Here is a 24367-nt window from a genome sequence, read left to right on the forward strand (position 1 = left end):
TTAAGTATAAGAAAAGAATAATTTTGAGAAATCTGTTGAAAATTGAATAAGCTGATTTTTTGTATTTTTTAATACATCTTCTAATTCCTGATTCGTTAAATGCTGATAATCGGTGTAAGCAACATAGCTTTTCAAACGTCCAAACTGATTTAATAAAGTACGGGTTTCACTCAAATCGTTGTCTTTGATCAGACTATCCAAATAAGTATTTATCAAATCCAGAGTATAAATCACTGAGTGTGCAAAATCCTTATTAAAAATCATTTGCTGGACTACTTTTCGATTGTGCGGAATATTGCTGTAGCTTTTTAAATAGAGTTCATAGCCTGAAAGAGAAAATAATAATCTTCGCCAATATATTAAATCTTCTTCACCTTCGAGGTTGTAGTTTATAGGTGCAAAATACGCCTGGGTCATAGATATGGTCTGCAGGCATCTTTCGATATGTTTGCCTATGCTCGAAAAAGACCAGCCTAAACCTCGTGGCATTGTAACCTGCAGGATTCCGTTATAAAGCAATAAATCTTTATTGAGTTTGGTGATTACATTTAAGGCATCAGATGTTTCCAGTTTTTTTGGTAAGTCCGGAGAATTCATATAATGATACATGGAGTTAATGTGCTCCCACAATTCTTTGGTAATTTTATCTTGAGAACCTCTCGCATTTTCACGGGCTTTTACCACCAAATTTTTTACAGAATTATCGTTTTGATTATCACAAATAATGTACTTCAAAACATAAGTCGTATCATATTGTATGGCATGAATTTTATCCTGAGATAAATTGGTATAATATTCTAAAAGTGGTTTGTACCCTTGAAAATCATTAATTTCTTTATCAAAAGATAAAATATAAGATGTGTTTAAGGTAAGCAGCATCCCAGCTGTTCTTTCCATGTATCGGTTTAACCAAAACATTCCATCTGCAACTCTACTAAGCATATTTACGTTCATTTTTGAATATTATTACTATTTATTTTATTATCCAGGTGTCTTTACTTCCGCCGCCCTGTGATGAATTTACCACCAAAGATCCTTCGGTTAAAGCAACCCGCGTCAATCCGCCAGGAACAATTTGAATTCCTTTTGGCCCGCATAAAGCATAAGGACGCAAATCTACGTGGCGTAACTTAAGTTGTCCATCAATTAAACACGGAACCGTGCTGAGCTGGATAATAGGCTGCGCTATAAAATTCCGAGGTGTTTTGGTGATCGCAATTTTAGCATTGTCTATTTCCTCCTGAGTTGCTTTGTTGCCCATAATCATTCCGTAGCCACCACTTTGATTCGTCTCTTTTATTACCATATTTTCCATATTGGCAAAAACCATTTCACGTTCGTCTAAATTTTCCATTCGGTAAGTAGGAACATTTTTCAGAATAGGTTCTTCGTTCAAATAATATTTAATCATATCCGGAACGTATGCATAAATAGCTTTGTCATCGGCAACTCCATTCCCAACCGCATTAACCAATGCGACATTTCCTTGTCGGTAAGCGCTGATTAAACCCGGAACACCAAGCGCACTGTCAGGTTTAAAGACTAAAGGATCCAGATATTCATCATCTAAACGACGGTAAATCACATCAACTTGTTGTAAACCGGAAGTTGTTTTCATATAAACACGACTGTTATTTACTACTAAATCCCGTCCTTCAACAAGTGGAATTCCCATTTGACGAGCCAGATAAGTATGCTCATAATAAGCTGAATTGTAAACTCCCGGAGTAAGTAAAACAACATTTGGATTTGAAATATTTCTGGGGGATAATGAAATCAAAATGCTATGAAATATCATTGGATAATTGCTTACCATACTCACATGGTTTGAGGATAACATATCGGGGAAAATACGCTTTGTAATTTCGCGATTCTCCAACATATAACTTACACCGCTTGGACATCGCAAATTATCTTCAAGCACATAAAATTCGCCTTTAGCACCTCGAATTAAATCAATTCCGGCAATATGGACATGAATATTATGAGGCACTTTTATTCCTTGGACTTCCTGAATATAATGTGGACATGAAGCAATTAACCCAGCCGGAATAATACCATCTTTTATAATATTCTGATCATTATAAACATCTTCCAAAAATAAATTCAGAGCCAGCAAACGTTGTTTGATTCCTGATTCTACTTCTAACCAATCTTTTTGTGTAATAATTCTCGGAATAATATCAAATGGAAATATTCGTTCAATTCCTTTATCATCATCACTGTAAACAGTAAATGTTATACCCTGATTCATGAATAAATCCGAAGCTTGCTTTTGTTTATTGGTAAGGGTTTTATGATTCAGACTTTGCAAGGTTTGAAAAACCTGACGATAGGAATCTCGTACTCCCTGATTCGAAAACATTTCATCCCAACCACTATGATTTATACTTGGTGCTAATTTTGCCATATTTTAATTATTAAATAAACTAAATTTTATATATTTTAATATAAAATATTTGCTTTTTAATCCAAAATACAAATTTTAAATCTTGTTATTTGTGTTTTTTGTGTGAATTTTATAATTTATATAAAATTCATTTTTTGAGATTTCTATTTTGAAAAAAACATTTTTTAAGGCTATGTTTTTTTCTAATTTGATATTCCGTAAAATATTTTTCTAAATGGTTTGAATATAGAAAAGAATTTAATTTAGAATCAAATAAATATAAATTGAAAGGCAACAGTATTTAATCCTATAAAAATCATTTGATTGTTGAATATGAAATTGCAACGATTGAATTTAAAAATAGTATTTTTGCATTATGGAAACAAATAGACAGAAAAAAATAGGCGGTGTCATCCAGAAAGATCTGGTTGATATTTTGCAAGGTGAAGTGAGAAAAAACGGAATTAATAATTTAGTGATTTCGGTATCCAAAGTAAGTGTTACTTCAGATTTATCTGTGGCAACAGTATATTTAAGCATTTTTCCACAAGAAAAAGCTAAAGAAACTTTAGAAGGAATAAAATCTAATACAACATTAATTAAACACGACTTGTCTCAACGTGTACGTTTGCAATTGCGTCGTGTACCAAATCTGGTATTTTTTATTGATGACTCATTAGATTATATTGAGAAGATTGATAACGCTTTATCAAACAGAGAAAACCCGATTGAGAATCGTGATCTTTTAGAAAAAAGAAGAAAATCATAAATTGAATTTCCCCCTTTACATAGCCAAACGTTATATTTTTAGCAAAAGTAAAAACAATGCGATAAATATTATCAATCTCATTGCCAGCATGGGAATCATTGTTGGTACAATGGCTTTGTTTGTGGTTTTGTCTGTTTTTAGCGGGCTAAAAGTCTTCAGTCTCTCCTTTACAAATGAAATTGATCCGGATTTAAAACTTACAAGTACCTACGGAAAATCATTTTTGATTACACCGGATCAGGAAAATCAAATTAAAAAAATTGACGGAGTTGCTTCATATACCAAAATTATTGAAGAACGTGTTTTGTTTTTGTTTAAAGACAAACAGCAGGTAACTTATTTAAAAGGGGTCGACAGCCTTTATCCGGTTGTAAACGATATCAAGAAAAAACTTTTTAACGGTCAATGGCTTAAGCCGGAAAGTTACCAAGTTGTTATCGGTTACGGAATTGCACAGGATTTCTCAATGGGAATAATGGATTTTGAAAATCCTTTGCAAATATTTGCTCCAAAACCTGGAAAAGGGGCTATTGAAAATCCTGAGGAAGCATTTAATAAAACTGAAGTCCTGCCTGTCGGGATTTATTCTGTCAGTGAAGATTTAGATTCAAAATATGTGTTTGCCGATTTGGGTTTAACACAGGAATTATTGATGTATAAATCCAATCAGATTTCAGGAATTGAATTTAAGCTAAAAGAAAATGCAGATGAAAATTTAATTAAATCTAAACTCGAAACGATTTTCAAAAATAAAATTACTTTAAAAAACAGGGCACAGCTTAATGCATCTTTGTATAAAATGCTTAATACTGAAAACATTGCCGTTTATCTGATTTTTACTTTAGTGATTATCGTGGCCCTTTTTAATTTGATTGGTGCTTTGATTATGATGATTTTGGAAAAGAAAGGAAATCTAAAAACCCTTTTTAACCTTGGAACTGAAATCAAACATCTGCGAAAAATATTCTTGCTTCAGGGAACTCTGCTAAGTTTTTTTGGTGGTGTAGCTGGTCTTGTTCTGGGTATAATTTTGGTTCTTTTGCAACAGCGATATGAGCTGATTATGATTACACCGACTTTAGCATATCCGGTTGTTTTTACCTTAGAAAATGTTCTGATTGTTTTAGGAACAATTATTTCACTTGGCTTTATAGCTTCTTTAATTGCCAGCAGCAGAGTGAGTAAAAAGCTGTTAAATTAATTATTTCTTCGTAAAAAAAATATTCCTATATTTACCATCTTAAATTTTAAGAATATGATTGTTTCTGCCTAATCCTAATTTTATTTCTCAAATAATTTAGGATACTTACGTTTTTTCTTCAGTTCAGATTATTTGTATCTGGACTAATCTTTTCATTTATCCTAAATATATCATGACAGAAACAACAATAAAAAAGAGTTTATTCTCTAAAATTTTCACCACTTTAAAATTAGCAATCAAAGGAGACGAATCTTTTGATTACACTGCCGGAAGTATTAAAAAAGCAGTCATTCTATTAGCCATTCCAATGGTTTTAGAAATGATGATGGAGTCCGTTTTCGCACTTGTCGATTTATATTTCGTCGGACATTTAGAACACAGTAGTTTCGCAATACAAACCGTTGGTTTAACCGAATCTGTACTTACAATTATATATTCAATTGCAATTGGGATGAGTATGGCAGCTACAGCCGTAGTGGCGCGACGCATTGGGGAAAAAGATCCAATCGCTGCCGCCAAAGCCGGAATGCAGGCCATCATTATTGCTTTTGCAGTTAATAGTTTGATGAGTATTTTGGGCGTAATTTATGCGAAAGATATTCTGATTTTGATGGGAGCATCTCTTGAAGCTGCCGAACACGGTTACCGATTTACACAAATTATGATTGGCGGAAGCTTATGTATTATGCTTTTATTCCTAATCAACGGAATTTTTCGTGGAGCAGGAAATGCTGCCATTGCCATGAAGAGTCTTTGGTTAGCCAATATTTGCAATATTATTTTATGTCCGGTTTTAATTAATGGTTTTGGCCCAATTCCCGCTTTCGGATTAACGGGTGCGGCAATGGCAACTACTTTAGGAAGAAGCATTGGAGTTCTTTATCAATTGTATCATTTATTCTTCGGAAAAGGCGTTTTAAAAATCATTCCATCTTATTTCATACCTGATTTTAAACAAATAAAAGCATTGGTAAAAATTGCCGCTCCAGGAGTTTTACAATTTGTAATTGCATCCTGCAGCTGGATTTTCCTGGCACAATTGGTAGCAACAACAGGAGGAGATCATGGCTCTGCCGGTTATCAAACAGCGCTGAGAATTATGATGTTTTTTATTCTTCCGGCTTGGGGATTAAGCAATGCTGCCGCAACTTTGGTTGGACAGAATTTAGGTGCCAAGCGAATTGATCGTGCCGAAAAATCAGTTTTTACAACTGCAAAATACAATGTAATTTTTATGCTAACAATCATGATAGTTACGTTATGTTTTGGTCAATACATTATTTCGTTTTTTACCAATGATGAAATGGTGAAAACAATTGCGGTTGAAGCTTTGCAAATTATGAGTATCGGATTTGTTTTCTACGGAATCGGTATGGTATTGATTAACACATTCAATGGAGCAGGAGATACCTGGACTCCAACTGGAATTAATTTTTTTGGGTTTTGGTTGTTCCAGATACCTTTAGCCTTTATACTGGCAAAACATTTTGAGATGGGACCAACAGGGGTTTTTATTGCAATTCCAGTTGCCGAAACTGCTATAACATTAGCCGGGATTTTCTTTTACAAAAGAGGAAAGTGGAAACGTATTCAGGTATAATTAATAATAAAACCGTAATATTGTCTCTAAAAAAGAATGTAATGTTTGTTCAAATGAAAAATAAATTAAAAAGAATCCTGTTTACAATTGCGGGAGTGTTATTTACAATTGCAATACAATCTCAACAAATAGGAGATGGATTCGCTAGTGAAATTAATAATTTTACAGTGCCACTTAGTTCAGGCTGTTATAATGGACTTAACCCAATTGGAACATTGCCAGAAAATGGTTGGCAGCACTTGTTAGTAGTTAGACATCCAAATGGGACTAATAATTATCAATTACAGATAGCTTCATCATTAACAACAAATGATAAATTATATTTCAGAAAATTAGCATCTGGAGCAGCAACTTCGATAAATCCAAATTGGTATGAACTAGCAACTCGAGGAACAAATAATTTTATTGGAAATCAAACCATTAGTGGAAACATTGGTATTGGTACAACTGCTCCAAATTCCAAATTAACGATTAGATCAGGCAATACAGGTGTAAGCATTCATCCAGGAAACAGTCCATATTTTGGAACTTTAGCTTTTAATAGAGAAGCGGCTACAGGTGAGATATTTGATCCCACCGGTCAAGCTTTTCAAATAAATAATGGAGGCGCAGATAAAAATCTTCATTTTCAAGTTTATAATAATAATGGAGCACAAATCACAGACAATGCGTTAGTAATTAGCGGAACCAATGGTAATATTGGTATTGGTACACCTTCTCCAAATTCCAAATTAACTATTAAATCAGGTAATACAGGTACAGGTGTAAGTATTCATCCTAGAGTCGATTCATCATATTTTGGAACTTTAGCTTTTAATAGAGAAGCGGCTACAGGTGAGATATTTGACTCTACCGGTCAAGCTTTTCAAATAAATAATGGAGGTGCAGATAAAAATCTTCATTTTCAAGTTTATAATAATAATGGAGCACAAATCACAGATAATGCGTTAGTAATTAGCGGAACCAATGGTAATATTGGTATAGGAATTTCAAATCCAACCAATAAATTAGATGTAAATGGTACAATTCATTCCAGAGAAGTAAAAGTTGATCTGACGGGTTGGTCTGATTTTGTTTTCAAAAAAGAATATGAGTTGCCAACACTTGAAGAAGTTGAAAAACATATTGCTGAAAAGGGCCATTTAGAAAATATTCCAAGTGAGGAAGATGTTTTAAAGAATGGAATTAATTTGGGAGAAATGAATACTAAACTTCTACAAAAAATAGAGGAGTTGACGCTTTATACTATTGAACAAAATAAGAAAATCCAAAAGCTTCAAGAGGAGAATAAAAAATTTCTGGATATAGAAAAAAGACTGGAAAAAATTGAAAAAGAGTCAAAATAAAAAACAAATCATCTTTTGCAAAGTTATTAAACTTTGCAAAAGATGATTTAAACAAATTCATATCCCGCATAAACCTGTTCGATTTCTTTCATAACAGCGAAAAGATTTTCAGGTTCATCTGTAGTCACTAATTTTTGTTTGTATTCTTTAAAAGAGTGAATTCCTTTGAAATAATTGGTATAATGACGGCGCATTTCTACAATTCCTAAACGCTCGCCTTTCCAGTCCATAGACCATTGCAAATGATTTCTCGCTGCTTCAACACGATCAGCAACGGTTGGAGACGGTAAGTGCTCACCCGTTTTAAAGAAATGTTTGATTTCGTTAAAAATCCATGGATAACCAATTGCAGCACGACCAATCATGATTCCGTCAATACCATATTCATTTTTATATTTTAATGCTTTTTCCGGACTGTCGATATCGCCATTTCCAAAAATAGGCATTGTAATTCTTGGGTTGTTTTTTACACGTGCAATATGTGACCAATCGGCGTGGCCTTTATACATTTGTGCACGGGTCCTGGCGTGAATTGTCAAAGCCTGAACACCAATATCCTGAAGTCTTTCGGCAACTTCATCAATATTGATTGAGTTGTCATCCCAGCCTAAACGAGTTTTTACAGTTACTGGTAAATCAGTACTGCGAATGACGGCTTTGGTTAAACGTACCATCAAATCAACATCTTTCAAAACTCCGGCTCCGGCACCTTTGCAAACTACTTTTTTAACGGGACACCCAAAATTAATATCAACTAAATCCGGTTTTACTGTAGAAACAATTTTAGACGAAAGTGCCATTGCTTCCTCATCACCACCAAAAATCTGAATTCCAACAGGACGTTCGTAATCAAAAATATCCAGCTTCATTCTACTTTTGATAGCATCACGAATCAATCCTTCCGATGAAATAAATTCAGAATACATTAAATCGGCACCGTGCGTTTTGCATAATCTGCGAAACGGCGGATCGCTCACGTCTTCCATCGGTGCGAGTAATAAAGGAAATTCGGGTAATTCTATGTTGCCAATCTTGACCATCTTCAATATTTTGTGCAAAATTACAACTTTTTAGCCGAATTGACACAATTAGAGGTTCAAAGGGTCAGAGTAGCTAAGACTCAAAGGTTTTAGATACAGAGTTAAACCTCTGTTACTCTGAATCTTTGTAGCTTTGAACCTCTAAATGGTAGTTTTTCTGTAGTCGAAAAAGCGAATTGGTTTTCTACTCATTGGATTAAAAACCAAAGGATTTAAAATTTCTTTTGAGGCAAATTCAATTTTTGGAGTTACTCTTAATTTGGCCCTGAAATGATCTTTTATTTCCTGTAAAAATTCCGGAGTTTGATTTTTTACGGCAATTTTTATCAGGATTTCATCTGTACCTAAATCATTGGTAGAAATCTCAATAATATGGTTTTCAATATTATCGAAATCGCTTAAAACATCGTTCATCGCAGGCGGATAAAGCGTTGTACCTTTATATTTGATCATTTGTTTTTTACGGCCAATTACCGGTCCAACTCTGAAAGTATTTCTTCCGCAGGCACATGGCTCATCATATAACTGAACAATATCTCCGGTTTTAAAACGCAATAAAGGCATGGCCTCAATTCCTAAAGTGGTAAAGGTTAATTCGCCGGCTTCACCATTTTTTACCGGATTATTATTTTCATCCAGAACTTCAGTGATAATCAATTCCGGATGATGATGACCGCCAATTCCATGTTCACATTCTGTAAACGCGGTACTCATTTCTGTTGAAGCATAAGTTGAAAATAACTTAATGTCCCATTTTTCAGCGATTTTTTTGGATAAAGTATTCATCGAAAAATCCTGGTTTCTTAAAGATTCTCCAATGCAGATTGCACCTTTTATACTTGAATTATTATAATCGATTCCATGAATTTCGGCATATTCAACTAACTTCAATAAAAAAGAAGGAACCGTTATTAAATAGGAAGGTTTGTATTTTAAAATCGAATCCCATTGCAATTCCGGGATTCCTGCGCCTACGCGAATGACACCCACTTTTAGTTTTCGCAATCCTAAAAAATAAGCCAGACCAGCCATAAATTTACGGTCGATTGTGGTCATTAATTGCACAACATCACCTTCTGCAATTCCGGCACAGGCAAACGAAATAGCTTCATTATAAGCCAGTCGGTCTAAGTCAGAATCGGTTAAACCAAAAGTAACCGGATCACCCAAAGTCCCTGAAGTCGACGCATAATCGATAATTTTATGCTGCGGAACACACAAAAAATCATCGTTGTATTGTTGTAAATCTTCTTTTGTTGTTATTGGTAAATGTTGTAAATCTTCGAGGGTTTTAATTTTCGAAATATCAATATTTTGTCCTGCAAAAAGGCGTTTGTAAAAAGGGGAATTTTTGCTGATATAGTTTAAAAGTTCTGCTAATTTTTGCTCTTGAAAATTTTTAATTTCTTCTAAAGAATCTTTTTCTATTGCTGGAATCATCGTAATTTTCTTTTGAGTTTTTTTAAATATTTTTCAATTGCTTCTTTATCAGGAACAGTTGTAATTTCTTTGGTTAATGCTTTTTTAAAATTTTCCTGAGCAAGGAGGAAGTATTTCTTTTGGTAAAAATACAACCCTGCTTTATAATACACAACCCAATAATTAGGGTTCAAAGATTGGTAATTCTGAATAAAATCTAAAGAAATTTCAGTTTTATTTTTTAAGTATAAATCTATTTTGTGATCTTCGATCCTGAATTTTTTATAGTTTTTAAATGCCGTAGTTTCTAAAAATGGATCTTTGGCAATATTCAGGTTTTTTTCTTGAAATGAAATAACAGGTTCCTGTTTTCTTTCTTTAAAAACAGAATCTAAATTATAGCATACAAATTCGCCTAACTGATATGGATTTGCAGAAACCCAGACTAATTTTTCTTTCGGTTTAAAAATAACTCCATGATGTGCAATCAATTGATTGAGTGCTTTTTCGTTGCCGTAACCCAATGCTATATTTTGTAAACCTTCCTTATTTCTTAAAATTTCTGAAGCAATTTGAGGATTAATTTTTGGATTTTCAACAAACAATTCCTGCATTCTCTCAAAGCGATATTTCGAATGACTATTGATAATTTGTGATTCATTTCGTTTGTCATTTTTATATGCGTCACTCTGAAAATGATTTGAACAAATCAATTGATTGCTGTTTGGAACATCGTAAACACCCATTTTTTCCGGTGAAATCTCAATCAGAATTGCTTTGTTATCCTGAGCGCTTCCGACCATAATTGATTCAGAAACAAATACTTTTCTTTTTTTTGCAATTGAAATCGCTTCACCAATATTTTTGGCATATTGTAAAATCTCACGTGTCAGAATCGAAATTGGTGTTTTGGCAGTCAAAGGAATTTCCGATTTCCCCGCATTTATGGTTACTGTCAGACCTTCTTTATTCATTCCGGAAACAGCGCCAACCATACCCGGCCAGGTAACCATCATGAACGGATGTCCTTCTTTTGGATTTAAAAACGCCACTATTTTATTTTCCGCGAAAGCATCATTCACATAAAAATCAAAATTGCGGCCCAGAATTAAATTACCATCTTCAGATTTTTCACCCCAGGCGGCAAAAGAAGAACAGCCTACCAAAGCCAAATCCTGCAAAGCATGACCAATATCGTGTGCGGCGTGCAAATACAAACTTAACTGATATTGTTTGGCTAAGTTGTCAAAGTTATGCGAAGTGTATTTTGAAACTCCATAAATTTCGGCTTGATATTCATTCGGAACATTCTGATATAATTTTCTATTGTACCATTTTAGAAAATTCCGAAGCAAATTTTGCTGAAATTTTGAAGGAACAATATTTTCAATTCGGGAGAAAAAAATCTCTTCCTGTTTTTTTAGAAGTGAATCTGATAAAGCTCCGGTTGTCAGACCAATTTCCAGCGGATCACCTTCTGCATATAATTCCCAAAGACCTTGTTTGTTTTTTGAAAGAGAATTTTTACCGGAAGTAAAAACTGTATCTGACTGTTTTATTACAATAGGTTTTGTGGTATTATAATTTGAAATATCAGGCTCATGACGCATGGATTTTGAAGTACCGCACGAAACCAGTATCAACAAAAAAAGGAAAAATAAATGGATTATGATTCGATTCTTCATACCGCTCTTTTTATTCAGATGCCTGATTGATTTTATTAACCAGATACTCTTTTCCAACAATTTCAGAACAGGTCACAACTGCTCCGATAGTCACACCTAAAACACCATGCATGTTGATACCCTGACCAGTTAAATATAAATTATCCAATTTGGTTTTTGGTGCAATAAAAGTTTTCATAGGATTATTAGAGTCTTTTACATAACCATACATATTGCCATTATGACCTCCGATATAGTCACGATATGAAAGAGGTGTTGAGGTATGTACAGATTTGATACAATCCTTAATTCCGGGAAATTTTATTTCGATTTCTTCTAAAAAACGAGCTGCTTTTCTGGATTTAAACTCTTCATAACTTTCGCCACGATCGTTTTCTTCTGCAGTCGTATTAAAAGTATTTACCCAAGGCAGTAAATCATCATATTTCATATAAGTGATAAAAGTCATTCCGTCTGCCCATTCTTCCAGATTTTTAGAGGCATTCATTGAAGCCATATACGCTTTTGGCCATGAATTTTCATCATAATCGTGCGCATTCCAAACGTCAGTACTATTCTTAAAATGATAATAATTGTGATTGATATATTTGAAGGTTTCAGGTTTAAAAACTACATATAGGCTAAAAGCAGAAATAACACCTTCAAGGCTCTGAATCCTGCTGTAAAAAGATTTTCTAAAGTTTTGTTCCCCCACCATTTTCAAGGTAGTTTTGGGTTCAATATTTGAAATAAAATAAGTTCCTGAAACCTCAGTTCCGTCTTTCATTTTTGCAGAAGTTACCTTATTGTTTTCTACACTAAAATTGATGACTTCTTTGTATTTAAAAAATTCTCCATTATACTTTTTAAGCTGTTTTAAAAGCTGCTTTGTTATTTGACTTCCTCCGTTTATACAGCGCCAGGAACTCTGGATATAAGAGTTTACAGAAAGTGCATGAACATAAAAAGGTGATTTATCAGCAATTCCGGCATATAAAAAATTCGATCCGGCCAGAACGGCTTTTAATTTTTCATTTTGGGTAAATTGATCAATAGTTTCTTTAGCGTTTAATGTCAGGATTTCACTGTCATATTTTCCTTCCCATTGCAAGTTGTATAGCGGGAATGAGTCGCAGGTTGATTTTACTTTTGCACAATAATTTTCAATTGAGGTTTGCTCTTCGGGGAAATGTTTTACTAATTGGTTCACAAAATTTTCATATCCCTGAGCATGTGGATATTCTTTATTTTCATCTTCAAATGAAATAATATCAAAAGCATCTTCATCCATTTTTTTTAAATTCAAATGATCGATAATGCCAATATACTTAAAATATTTGTACAAATTTTGTCCTTCACTTAATCCTCCGATATAATGGATTCCGGTATCAAAAATGGTTTTATCACGCACAAAAGTCTGAAGATTTCCGCCGTATTGATTGTTTTTTTCGAGCACACATACGCTGTAGCCTTCTTTTGCTAAAATAATTGCCGACACTAATCCGCCCAAACCACTGCCAACAATAACTACATCATAATGCTTTTTCATTCTAATTTTTTCTTTAATACGACGATTGAATTTTCTTCCAAAACACATTCAAAACCAAAGTTAATCAAAGTGGTTTTTAAACTTTGACAATTCACTAAAATTACGCAGGAAGATGTGGAAATAATTTTTTCAATATCATTATTATAATTTTCTTCCGAAATTAAAACAACATCATATTGATTTTGAGCAGCTGTTTCAAGATTTTCCGGATAAGAGATTTTTCTTTTTGTAGCGATATAATTGTTTTTTGCAACTGACAGTTTTTCTTCGTCCGGATTATAGGAATATATTTTTCGTTGTGGTTGCTGCAAAGTCAATAATACATCTAATTGCCCATAATCATTCGATAAATGTAATATTTTGGCTTTTGCCGAAATATGCTTGTTTAACTGATAATAGGTTTCCAGATGCGTTTTTAAATTGCTTTTTACACTATTTATAATTTCTGCTTCTTTGTAATCATAACTGTTCACAAGCATTTTTTTGAAATATCCCGGGCCTTCTAATTCCTGACGGATTTTTTGATATTCGGCTTTAAAAAACGAACTTAATTGTTTGGTTCTTTCGGCATAATTTTTTCCGAACGAAAGATTATCAGGTGCAATTCTTTCCAAAATAGAAACGGTAAGACTGGTATCGTGAATTACAAAATCACCTTTCGGAATTGCTTCTGAAGCACCATGAATGACCACAGGAAGAATGTCTAAATTAAACTCTTCGGCAAGATAAAAAGCACCTTTGTGAAAACGCTTAATTTCATTGCTTTCTGAACGGGTTCCTTCAGGAAAAATCATCAATGAATAGCCTTCGTTTATTTTTTGACGTAAATGTTCAACGCCGCCTTCAAGACCTTCAGAGACAGGATAAAATCCGGCTTTTCTAACCGTAGCACCAAAAATAGGGGAGTTGTAAACCCAATCATTTACTAAAAAAATAATATTTGGACTCAGCATTCCGCATATCAAAATATCTAAAAACGAAGAATGATTCGCAATTATAATAGCCGGTTTTTCAAAATTTTCATTAAAGGTATTAATGACTTTTTTATGAAGAAACGGATTTGAATATAATACTGATTTCATGAATTTTGAAATCGCATATCGAAACCCTTTCATTTTTGTTTTTTCCTTAATGGGAAGAATCGGCATAATGATCAAACTAAAAAGAGACATTAAAACACCACCAAGGCCATAATAGAAAAAAGATAGTATGCCGTGAAGGAAGGTTCTTAACTGAAATGGGGCATTTCCGTTTTTTGGACGGTTTGAAATGAATAATTTAAAAAGAATCGGATAGAAAATAAAAGTGATAATGAGTGCGGCAAAGACTCCAATTAATGATACTGATGAAATAGATTTTAATGCAGGATGTCCTGCAAAAATCATTGCGCCAATTCCTAAAATTGTAGTAATTACAGCTAGAATTATAGATGTCCTGTAAATTGCAATTTCGTTTTTTCCGGTTGTATATTCTTTTTGGAGTGCACTTGTCATGAAAATACTAAAATCGACCCCGTGACCAAAAATAAGTGTACAGACAATCATGCTGAAAATATTCATCTGGATACCAAAAATGCCCATGATTCCTGCTGTTACAATTCCTGTTAAGGCAATCGGAATACAGCTTACAATAACTAATTCTATTCTTCGGAAAAAGAAAAACAAAATCAGGATTACGGCAACAAACGAATAATTTACAAGAGAATTAAAATCGGTTTTTAAAGTACTGAAAAACGTTTCGTTCATTTGCTGACGATCTATGGCAATCAGGTTTTTTTTAGTTTCAGCCATTTTTACAAAAGCGTCACGTTGTTTTGGAGCTACTTTTACTAAAGTTGAAATCGTGAAAAACCCATTTTTTTCAGTTACAAATTCATGCAGCTGCAAAGCCTGAATTTTTAGATAATCTGCTGCAGAAATCGGTTTGAAATTAAAATCCAGATGATCAAAAAAGATTGTGTAAGTTGTAGGTTTAAAACCTAATTTTGAACCTTCGGTAATTAAATTGGATTTTAAAAGCTGTTTTTTATTGGCATCCCAAAAAGAATTCCATTTTTCAATTTTCTGCTGCTGTTCTTTTTGTGAAAGCATAATTCCGCCAACCGAGCTGAAATTTAATATTTTTTTGTTTTGTTTTTCTTTAGATAAATCTGAAAAAAGACGGCTGTTATTTTGCAAAACTTCCTCCATACTTTTTCCGTACGAAGCAACATAAATTGTTTTTGAGGTTAAACTTGTACTTTCTTCCAGTTCTTTTTCGGCCGCTTTTATTTCTTTCGGAACAAAATTTAATTGCGACAAATCATTATTGAAGCCAACATTATTATAAGTAAAGCAACAAATAATTGTTATTAAAACGCAAAAGCCAATCAGGAATTTATTATTGTGAAACGAAAAGTGAGCCAATTTATCAATCACATTTTTCTTATGATCAAAATTATTTTCTTTCGGTTTATATAAATGCGGAACAATTAAAAGTGAGAAAAATGCAGAAGCCATAACAATCACGGCAGCAAAAATCCCCAAGTCATTAAGCGCTTCCGATTTCACAAATAACAAACATAAAAATGCAACAGCTGTAGTTGAACTGCTCATAATCAAAGGCATAGTAATGTCTTTGTACAGCGTTTTCACATCACTGTTGTGTTTGTAATGTGTAAGGATATGAATAGAATAATCAATCGTAATTCCCAATAGAATAGAACCAATTCCTAATGAAATAGCTGAAATTTGTTCTTTCACAAAATATAAAAAAGCTACAGCAAACAGAGCTCCAAAAACTGTTGGAAGAAAAATGATCAGGGGAATCAATATTTTTCGGTAGAATAAAATCAAGATCAGCATCAAAGTTATCATTGCGATTGTTGTCGTTAAGATAATATCGCTTTTAATTTGATCGGCATTTGCAACAGCAATCAAAGCCGAACCAAAATAACTAATCGAAGTTTTGGTTTTGAATTTCTGATTCAGATTGTCCTGAATCGATTTAAGCTTAGCTGCGAAAAGGGTGTTTTTTTCGGTTTCGCTTGACGGAAGATTTGACGTGATAAAAAGCAATAATTTCTTTTTGTCTTTGGTCATTACAAAACCATTGTCAAGTATAAAGTCGTCACCAACATTGAGCTGTTGTAATTTTTTTAGAGCGATAAAAGAAATCCCAAGCGGGTCCTGCAGAATAAAATCTTTGGTCACAAATCCGGAAGGGGAGATAATCGATTTATAATTTCCCTGAACGGTTGCCGCAATACTATCTTTTTGAAGTTTTTCCTGAATAGCTGCATAATCTTTATTTTCAAGGAAAAGTGGGAGATTATTGTATACAAAATCAATCGTTTCCTGAATGTTTTCTTCATCAACTTTTCCCTGAATTCCGGTTATGTATGGCTTGCATGATTTTGAAACACTATCAGAAAAAACGGTTGCCATTTCTTTTAAATCTTCATCGGTTCCATTTTTTTCCAATTTGAAAATAACGGTAATTTTATCAGCAAAATTAAGCTGTTTCAGCACTTTTGCCGTAACATCAGATTTGTCGTTTGTTGGAATAAGTTTGGTAATATCTTCTTCAAATTTAATTTGAGAAGCAAAAAATCCGAATACAAAAAGCATCGCGACAGCCAATAAAACCGACAGGGATTTTCTTCGGTTTACAAACAAATGAATGGCGTAAAAATAGTGATGCATTTATATTTTTATTATTTATTGTTATTGTTTTTTATCACAGATTAAAAGATTAAAATGATTTATTTTGAAGTAATCTGAATCTGTGGCAAAAAACATTTTAATCAAGGTTAGTTTTGTTTTTATCAGAACTAAAAGCCATTAAAAGCAAATAACTGATAAGACCAAAAAACAGTGCTGAAACTGTTGCTAAAATAAGACTTCCAACGATATATTGTGTTGCATTTTTCTGAATATCGTCAAGCGTAAGTGAACTGTCTAAAACCAAAGAAGTTTCATTCGATACAAAATAGCTTCCCATTTTTAAAGAGCCATAAATAATAAATGGAATAAAAGGTGGAAAACTCACATTTGAAGATAAATAAGCAATGACTTTATTGAGCCTGAGTAAAGTGGCAAAAGATAAAAGTAATATCGTTTGAAATCCCCAAAAAGGAGACAGACCAATAAAAATCCCCAATGCAATTGCAGCGGCTTTTTTAAAATTAGAATCGTTGCTTTCTAAAATATCTTCAAGGAAAAACTTTTTAAAACCTTTTTTTTTTGCTTTTCGAAAAAAGTCTCTCGGTTTGATGTACAAAAGCGCATTTACAACCAAAACAGTATTCAGAATACTGATTCGGGTAAAATCTTTAAACGGACGAAAATGCGAAACGCGCTCAGCAGGATCATATAAAATCTGAATCGGAATGTTTTTAACCAAAATGCCTTTCCATGCAGAACGAACAATTACTTCAATTTCAAACTCAAATTTATTGGTGTAATATTGTTTAGGGATCAATTTCAATGGATATAATCTAAAACCTGATTGTGTGTCATCAAGTTTAATTCCGGTTTCAAATTGAAACCAAAAATTGGAAAATTTATTCCCAAAACTGCTTTTTTTCGGCACATTTTCCTGTGTCATATTTCGGCTTCCAATCAATAAAGAATTCGGTTCTTTTTGAATTTCAGTTATAAAATTTGGAATGTCAGCAGCAAAATGCTGTCCGTCAGAATCAATCGTAACGGCGTATTCAAAACCTTTTTCAATTGCTTTTCGGAAACCGTTTCTCAAAGCTCTTCCTTTTCCTAAGTTTTCAGGATGATGAATTTGTAGCAGATGAGAATATGATTTTAAAATTTCACTCGTTTCATCAGTCGAACCATCATTAACAATTATGACGTTTGAAGTGTAATCTAAAACGGAATCCAATACTTTTTTTAACGTTTTGTGATTGTTGTATGTTGGAACGATCACACAAAAATGCGTTAAACTTAGTAGTTCTTGCTGTAATAAAATAGGTTTCATTGGTTGTGTTTTCTTTACCTACTTCACAAATTGCTTCTCTTTTTCAGAGAAACTTTTAGATTGTAATACAAAGTTTTTAAGGTATTCTTTTAAAGAGCTATTTTGCTCATCATAATGCTCTGTTATGAATTTTTTGTCTCCTTTAATATTTTTTTTATAACCCGTAATACCAGGTACATTTTCCTGAATACTCAATCGGATCATTCTGATTTCGATATTGTTGGGCTCACTTTTTACAGTTGATTCAAGTAGTTTGGCACCTTCTTTAAAACGTGCCATTTTTTCTCCTAACTTTTTTTCAAATTTTGAATCCAATAAAACAGAAGCTGCTTTATACGCTACTAAAACTTTATCATCATCATCAGAAATATTCGCAAGTTTGGCCGTAAATTCTTTGGCATTAGTTTCAGATTTTGTAACCGTTGGATACATTTTTCGGATAGCAGCCAAATCAGGATTTCCAATAAATGTAATCCATAAAAACAATGAAAAAAGTAGTTTCATAATTATATTTTTTTATACACATTGCTTAGTTTCAAAGAAACGGTGTCGTTAAAATAAGTTGTGTTTTTTACTTTTACCAAATCATCTTCGGTAGTTACGATATCAAGTTCCAAACGCAATTCCGGAGTAGCTTCAGGATTAATAAGCGCCATGAATTTTACATTCGCAAGCGTTTGAATTATCAAAGTACTTTTTGTAATAGCTTCGGTAAGTTCTTTAATAATCTGAATCATGCAAACTCCCGGCATAATTGGATTTCCCGGAAAATGACCTTTAAAAACCTCATGCTTTTCATTCACTAAAATAGTAACAATGTATTTTGAATCATTTATTTTTTCTTCTGAGAGAATTTTATAAAAGTCTTTTAAAACCATATTTTTTTATTTACCAAAGGCGTAAGAAACACCCAATTGAAAGCTAATATTTGTATTATAATCCCCAAACAAATAATCGCTGTTATTGGCATTACTGTCATAATAATCACTGTCAATAACATCGACTAAACCTTTTTTAACACGTGCTTCAATAGTTAATCCTGTCGAAGGCACTTTATAACCAAAACCGGCAACAAAAGTTAAATCAGCATCAGACTTTTCATGGATCAAATTATCACTTGTTCTAAAATCTATAGTTGGACCAACCTGAACCTGAAAATCATTAAATGTAAATTTATTGATCATGGCAATCGAAACATAGTTAATTTCTAAATCATTATATTCAATAATATCATCACCATTTTCATCATAACCTATATAAGTCTTAACATTATTAGAACCTTGTCGGGTATAAGTGATTTCCGGTTGCAACGTGTAAATCTTAGTTAATTTGATTTCACCGAAACCACCAATATAAAAATCAGTTTTATAATCTGAACGGGTATTTGAAAAAGTAGAAAAAGCGGCTCCGACTCTTAAACCAGGTTTAAATGTTACCTGAGCATTCATTGAACTTATAAATAAAATAAAACTGATTGCAATTAATTTTTTCATATATTTTTTATTACATTTTAAAAGTATAACTGATACCAATCTGGAAAACCTGATTTAAGATAACTTCATCATAATTTCCATTATTATTATCATCATAAATGCCATCGTAACCATAAATATCAATTAATCCCTGTTTAATTCTTGCTTCAAATGTTAATCCGTTTGGTAAACTATAGCCAACGCCCCCAACTATCGCCAGGTCAAAATCTTCAGGATTAGAATTGATATAATTATCATCGATTTTGAAGTCTAAAGATGGTCCTGCTAATATGTGAAATCCGCTTCCGTTAAAGTTAAATTTAGCAACGGCTCCAACTGTTATATAATTTAACTCATAATTTACATAGCGATAATTGCCATTATCAAAATATTCTCTTCCTTTATCACCTTGTCTTGAATATGTTAATTCAGGCTGCAATGAAAAATATTTATTGAATTTGATATTTACTAATCCTCCAAGATAAAAATCTGTTTTGGTATTATTGTCTTCAATATTGGTTAATGTAGAAAAGTTTAAACCGCCTCTGACTCCCGGACTTACTTTTACCTGTGCTTGTGCTGCTATTAGACCTATAAATAAAACAAATGCATGTATGATTGATTTTTTCATTTTTAATTGATTTAAAGTTTATGATTAGTTTTAATTTTCTGATTTAAAATAATTTAACTCGATTTTTAGCTTAATATTTTGATGAATAATCTGAATCTTTTCAGCAAAAATATTGTTTTCTGAATTAAAAAAGACAGTAAATTTTTCTTTTGTTTGAGATGAGTGAATTACTTTTTCTAACTTTTGATCTTTTTTGGTCAGAAACAGGTAATTATCACGCTTTCCATCTGCTGATTTGTAAATGTTAGAAAATTCATTTTCAAATTGCTCCTGAATTAAATAATCTTTTTTAAAAAGCAGGCGAAAATCTTCTTTTAAGGTATTTATTAGAATCTTTCGGTCTAATTCTGATACAATCGAATTAATTTTGAAAGTCGTTTCGGAAATTTCAAAATCAAACAATTTGTTGCCAAACTCTGTTGTAAAAACAATTCGATGTGTAGTGTCATTTATTTTTTTTGCAATGAAAATTCCGGACAATTCATTTCCGTAAACAGTGATATTGGTTTTGTAAACGTAATCTGTTTTTGAATCTGAAAAATAAGGAACTTCATAAGATGTTTTATCTAATTTTTTTGGTGTATAATTTTTTGTGACTGAGCCACAAGAAAATAAAACAACCGCCAAAAGGCAATTAATTAGTAAATACTGAATCGTCGATTTTTGCATTGATCACTTTATTTTTAAGTACAATTCGGGTATAATCATCTGATGATTCCAACAGTTTTACCTGTACAACTGTAGCTTCTTCTTTATCAAAAGTCAGCTCAATTTGTTTGATGTATTTTTTCAGTGTTGCATCTTTCGGAATAAATTTAGCCAGATTCTGCCCTTTCAATTTGAAGTACGAAATCGTAAATTCTTTGTCGTCAAACATATTGCCGCTCACACTCCCAACAATTAATTTATTGATTCTTCCAAAAATTTTGCTGTTTCCAGTATCAACAGCACTTTTTTTACCTTCATCGTTAATCAGGATTTTCCCGTTTTTGAAAATGATACTGTAATTGTATGGTTTTTTATATTGCCATTGGAGTAAACTTGGTTCTTTAAAAATCATTTTCCCTGATGTTTCAATATCTTTAGATAAAAAATCCAAATGCTTGTATTGAATAAAATCGGTGCTTAAGGTTTTTATTTTCTTTGATACAACATTTACATCTTCTTTAAATGATGCGATTTCAGCAGCAGTCATTTTTTGTTCCTGAGCTGTCAAAGCTGTTTGACAAATGCTGAAAAATATAGTAAGTAAAAATAGTTTAGTCTTCATATGCTTTAAGATTCAAAAGTTCTTCTACCGAAACAACCTGATAGTTTTGATTTTGCAGAAATTGCAAAAACTGTTCCAATACCAAAACAGAGTGTGATGCCGTGTCGTGCAAAAGTACAATTCCGCCGGGAGAAATACGTTTAATAATCCGATTGAAAATTAAATTTTGATTTTTGGTACCCCCATCAAGCGACCGGATATTCCAGCCAATAACTTTGTGACCGGTTATTTTTAATGCTCTTCTGATTGAAGGTGTTGTTACTCCGTAGGGAGGTCTGAAGAAGTTTATTTTTTTGGATGTGAATTTTTCTAATAATGTATCTGTTTGCTGAATTTCTTCCGTTATTTTTTTTGCATTATAAAAATCAAAAAAAGGAGAATGACTGTACGAATGATTGCCAACCAAATGACCTTCGGCGATAATTTGTTTTACAATCTCAGGATACACTTCAATGTTTTTTCCAATGCAGAAAAAAGTAGCTTTTGTGTTGTACTTTTTTAAAAGATCTAAAACTTCCAAAGTATAAGGGCTTGGTCCGTCATCAAAAGTAAGGGTTATTTTTTTTTCTGTTTCTGATGGATTATTACAAAAGGCCTTAACATGATAATTAGAAGATATTAGGGATGAACCAATAAGATTAAATACAAACCAAACCGAAACAATAATAGCAAACCACCAAAAATCAATTGCTATATACAGCTTCAGAAGAAGCAGTAAAAGCAATAAAAAGATAAAAAATAGTGAGATGTTTTTATGCGTTATCATTTTGAGATTAACGTAAAACTATGATTTTTTCCGTTTAGCTGATTGTACAGTAAAATAGTTTTGTAATTTTGTTTTTCAACCGAATTTACTTTTACAATTTCAGGAACTTCTTGTGTTTTTAGTACTTTTGCGGCCATCCACAAAGCAAATGCTGAAGCGGTATCATATTCACCACTCAAATGTTTATAATACAACTGAGGTATTTCTGCAAAAGCATTTTGTGCAAGATTCTTATAATAAATTTCAAAATCTACATTGCCGTCAAATCCTAAAACCAGAGCATCAATATCTAAAATTTCTAATTGATTTGATTTCAAAAAAGATTTTATTTCAGCTTCAATTTCGTTTTCTTCCAGTGTATTAATAATTGTGATATCCAGAATTTCTCCATACGTATTGTCTTTTCGTTCATTTTCTAAAACAAAAAACCCGGCGCCTTCTCCATAAACTGCACCACTTGTATTAGAGTCTAAAAGATTATAAGGTTGTTGGTTATCCGGTTTTATACGACCTGACAATTTAAAAAGTGCTGTGGTATAATCACCATTTTCGTCAACTCCGCCTACCAAAACCGATTGGACTTCACCTTCTTCGATTTGCATTTTAGCATCTAAAAGAGCAGATTCAAAAGAGACAGCTCCGTTTACATACGTAAAATTATAACCTTTGCATTGTTGTAATAAAGCAATTTGAGCGCCAACGGTATTATGTGTTGATTGAATAAATGCGGTTGGTGTTAAAAACTCTTCATTATTATCAAGGATATTTTTCAGGAATTTTTCAGAATCTTCTATACATCCCAGACCTGTTCCGGTAATAATGGCGTCAACATTTTCAATCTGTGCATCTTTCATGGCAATTGCCGAAGCTACAATTCCGTTCTTTACACCTTTTGCCATTCTTCTGCTGGCTGCCGGTGAAATATAATCTTTGTAAACCGGTGGAACAATTGCAAATACATTTTGATCATGATTGTGTACAGCTTCTTCTAAAAAAACAGTATCAAATGTTTTTTGAGTCGAAATGCAACCTATTCCATTTATATATGTTTTCATTCGCTTTTAGAAAATATAAGAGTAGAACAATTTCCTCCGAAACCGAAAGAATTAGACAAAACGTGTTCGATGTTTTTGTTTTTTAAAGAAATCTGAGGTTTCAAAACAAATTCTTCCATTGGAGTTTCGAAATTCAAATTAGGATAAACCACACTATTCTGAATTGCCAAAACGCTGTAAACAGCTTCAATTGCCGCAGCTGCTGCCAATGTGTGTCCTGTGAAAGGTTTGGTCGAACTAAAATCAGGTACATTTTTATCTTCGTAAATTCGAAGTATAGCTCGTCCTTCAGATAAATCATTGTTTGGAGTTGCTGTTCCGTGTACGTTGATATAGTCTATTTGAGAAGGTTTTAAACCCGAAACATCAAAAGCTTTTTTCATCGCTAAATAAGCGCCATCTCCGTTTTCTGAAGAAGCAGTTTGATGAAAAGCATCGTTTGCATTTCCGTAACCCGAAACGCGAGCCAGGACTTTTTTATTTTGTTTTTTTACGATTTCATCTGATTCTAAAACTAAAAAAGCGGCAGCTTCTCCTAAATTTAATCCCTTTCGATTGTTGTCAAAAGGTTTGTTATAATCGTCTGATAAAATCATTAAAGTCTTAAATCCGTTGATGGTAAATTTTGCCAAAGCATCAGTTCCGCCAACAATAACACGATCGAGTTTCCCGCTTTTAATTAATCGGGCCCCCAGCATAATTGAGTTCGCAGCAGATGAACAAGCGGTACTTATCGTTGTAACCATTCCTTTTAAACCTAATTCTTCTGCAATCTTATCTGCTACATCACCTCCATCATGACAAGTAATATATTTAACAAGTTCGGGATGTTTAAAATAATCGTAATAATGTTTTTCGGTCATGTCCATTCCACCCACACTTGTAGCTGAAATAAGCCCCGTTTTAAATTCGTTTATTGATGTGATTCCGGCATTTTCAACAGCTTGTTTTGCTGCAAAAGTGCCAATCATTGCTGTTCTCGAAAAGTTATTATCGGGTGTAAGATTCAATTCATCAATTAATTCCTGATTGGTTTTCTTGATTTCGCCAACCTTATTAATATCGGCATGAATCGTGGTAATATTCTCGACACGAGTAATAGCACATTTTTCATTTAATAATGAATTGAAATTTTCTTCGACTGAATTTCCAATCGAAGAGATAATTCCCATGCCTGTTATTGCAACACCTTTCATCTAATTTTAGATTTATGATTTTAGATTTT

21 protein-coding genes are annotated in these 24367 nt (G+C 32.8%); 4 read left to right on the top strand and 17 right to left on the bottom strand.

The window, feature by feature from the left end; genetic code table 11:
* The gene (locus PMI10_RS12630; protein WP_157489821.1) at nt 1–942 is read right to left on the bottom strand and encodes an alpha-E domain-containing protein; all 942 of its coding nucleotides are present in this window, start codon (nt 940–942) and stop codon (nt 1–3) included.
* A gap of 31 nt (nt 943–973) precedes the next feature.
* Nucleotides 974–2410, bottom strand: coding sequence for a circularly permuted type 2 ATP-grasp protein (locus tag PMI10_RS12635; RefSeq protein ID WP_007808464.1), 1437 nt, complete (start codon nt 2408–2410; stop codon nt 974–976).
* A 355-nt stretch (nt 2411–2765) separates the two neighbouring features.
* Here PMI10_RS12635 and rbfA point away from each other — a divergent pair, with 355 nt between their 5' ends.
* The 4 genes from rbfA (at nt 2766) to PMI10_RS21710 (ending at nt 7305) form a co-directional block, all read left to right on the top strand.
* Nucleotides 2766–3158, top strand: coding sequence for a 30S ribosome-binding factor RbfA (gene rbfA, locus PMI10_RS12640; protein ID WP_007808467.1), 393 nt, complete (start codon nt 2766–2768; stop codon nt 3156–3158).
* Nucleotide 3159: 1 nt separating this feature from the next.
* The gene (locus PMI10_RS12645) at nt 3160–4359 is read left to right on the top strand and encodes an ABC transporter permease (protein WP_007808470.1); all 1200 of its coding nucleotides are present in this window, start codon (nt 3160–3162) and stop codon (nt 4357–4359) included.
* A 172-nt stretch (nt 4360–4531) separates the two neighbouring features.
* A complete protein-coding gene (locus PMI10_RS12650; protein ID WP_007808472.1) occupies nt 4532–5959 on the top strand; it encodes an MATE family efflux transporter in 1428 nt (475 codons plus the stop codon).
* A 53-nt stretch (nt 5960–6012) separates the two neighbouring features.
* Nucleotides 6013–7305: a hypothetical protein gene (locus tag PMI10_RS21710; RefSeq protein WP_050992450.1), complete on the top strand. Its 1293-nt coding sequence runs from the start codon at nt 6013–6015 to the stop codon at nt 7303–7305.
* Between the two features lie 47 nt (nt 7306–7352).
* Here the strand turns inward: PMI10_RS21710 and dusB are convergent, their stop codons facing one another.
* The 15 genes from dusB to PMI10_RS12730 all read right to left on the bottom strand — a co-directional run bounded on the left by dusB (nt 7353) and on the right by PMI10_RS12730 (nt 24338).
* Nucleotides 7353–8345 carry a tRNA dihydrouridine synthase DusB gene (gene dusB / locus PMI10_RS12660; RefSeq protein WP_007808477.1) on the bottom strand — a complete coding sequence of 331 codons (993 nt, stop codon included), beginning with the start codon at nt 8343–8345 and terminating at the stop codon, nt 7353–7355.
* Between the two features lie 141 nt (nt 8346–8486).
* Complete coding sequence (locus PMI10_RS12665) at nt 8487–9785, bottom strand: phenylacetate--CoA ligase family protein (protein WP_007808479.1); 1299 nt, start codon at nt 9783–9785, stop codon at nt 8487–8489.
* Nucleotides 9782–11449 carry an acyl-CoA--6-aminopenicillanic acid acyl-transferase gene (locus tag PMI10_RS12670; RefSeq protein WP_007808482.1) on the bottom strand — a complete coding sequence of 556 codons (1668 nt, stop codon included), beginning with the start codon at nt 11447–11449 and terminating at the stop codon, nt 9782–9784. Before PMI10_RS12670 ends, PMI10_RS12665 begins: the two co-directional genes overlap by 4 nt.
* Nucleotides 11450–11459: 10 nt before the next feature.
* Complete coding sequence (locus tag PMI10_RS12675; RefSeq protein ID WP_035631830.1) at nt 11460–12977, bottom strand: phytoene desaturase family protein; 1518 nt, start codon at nt 12975–12977, stop codon at nt 11460–11462.
* Complete coding sequence (locus tag PMI10_RS12680) at nt 12974–16660, bottom strand: 1-acyl-sn-glycerol-3-phosphate acyltransferase (protein WP_007808485.1); 3687 nt, start codon at nt 16658–16660, stop codon at nt 12974–12976. Before PMI10_RS12680 ends, PMI10_RS12675 begins: the two co-directional genes overlap by 4 nt.
* A 97-nt stretch (nt 16661–16757) precedes the next feature.
* Complete coding sequence (locus PMI10_RS12685) at nt 16758–17948, bottom strand: DUF2062 domain-containing protein (RefSeq protein WP_007808486.1); 1191 nt, start codon at nt 17946–17948, stop codon at nt 16758–16760.
* 18 nt (nt 17949–17966) lie between these two features.
* On the bottom strand, nt 17967–18452 hold the full coding sequence (locus PMI10_RS12690) for a hypothetical protein (protein ID WP_007808487.1): 486 nt from the start codon (nt 18450–18452) through the stop codon (nt 17967–17969).
* 2 nt (nt 18453–18454) lie between these two features.
* Complete coding sequence (locus PMI10_RS12695) at nt 18455–18826, bottom strand: 3-hydroxyacyl-ACP dehydratase (RefSeq protein ID WP_007808488.1); 372 nt, start codon at nt 18824–18826, stop codon at nt 18455–18457.
* 6 nt (nt 18827–18832) lie between these two features.
* Complete coding sequence (locus tag PMI10_RS12700) at nt 18833–19441, bottom strand: outer membrane beta-barrel protein (RefSeq protein WP_007808489.1); 609 nt, start codon at nt 19439–19441, stop codon at nt 18833–18835.
* Nucleotides 19442–19451: 10 nt separating this feature from the next.
* Nucleotides 19452–20051: a porin family protein gene (locus PMI10_RS12705; protein WP_007808490.1), complete on the bottom strand. Its 600-nt coding sequence runs from the start codon at nt 20049–20051 to the stop codon at nt 19452–19454.
* A 30-nt stretch (nt 20052–20081) separates the two neighbouring features.
* Nucleotides 20082–20720 carry a hypothetical protein gene (locus PMI10_RS12710; protein ID WP_007808491.1) on the bottom strand — a complete coding sequence of 213 codons (639 nt, stop codon included), beginning with the start codon at nt 20718–20720 and terminating at the stop codon, nt 20082–20084.
* Nucleotides 20686–21321: a LolA family protein gene (locus tag PMI10_RS12715; RefSeq protein WP_007808493.1), complete on the bottom strand. Its 636-nt coding sequence runs from the start codon at nt 21319–21321 to the stop codon at nt 20686–20688. Before PMI10_RS12715 ends, PMI10_RS12710 begins: the two co-directional genes overlap by 35 nt.
* The gene (locus PMI10_RS12720; protein ID WP_007808495.1) at nt 21311–22087 is read right to left on the bottom strand and encodes a polysaccharide deacetylase family protein; all 777 of its coding nucleotides are present in this window, start codon (nt 22085–22087) and stop codon (nt 21311–21313) included. Before PMI10_RS12720 ends, PMI10_RS12715 begins: the two co-directional genes overlap by 11 nt.
* Nucleotides 22084–23142 (bottom strand): beta-ketoacyl synthase N-terminal-like domain-containing protein, encoded by a 1059-nt coding sequence (locus PMI10_RS12725; RefSeq protein ID WP_007808497.1) that lies wholly within the window; start codon nt 23140–23142, stop codon nt 22084–22086. Before PMI10_RS12725 ends, PMI10_RS12720 begins: the two co-directional genes overlap by 4 nt.
* A complete protein-coding gene (locus PMI10_RS12730) occupies nt 23139–24338 on the bottom strand; it encodes a beta-ketoacyl-[acyl-carrier-protein] synthase family protein (protein WP_007808500.1) in 1200 nt (399 codons plus the stop codon). The genes PMI10_RS12725 and PMI10_RS12730 overlap by 4 nt, the downstream gene beginning before the upstream one ends.
* Between the last annotated feature and the right edge of the window lie 29 nt (nt 24339–24367).

It is taken from the genome of Flavobacterium sp. CF136 (assembly GCF_000282055.1).
Taxonomy (GTDB): domain Bacteria; phylum Bacteroidota; class Bacteroidia; order Flavobacteriales; family Flavobacteriaceae; genus Flavobacterium.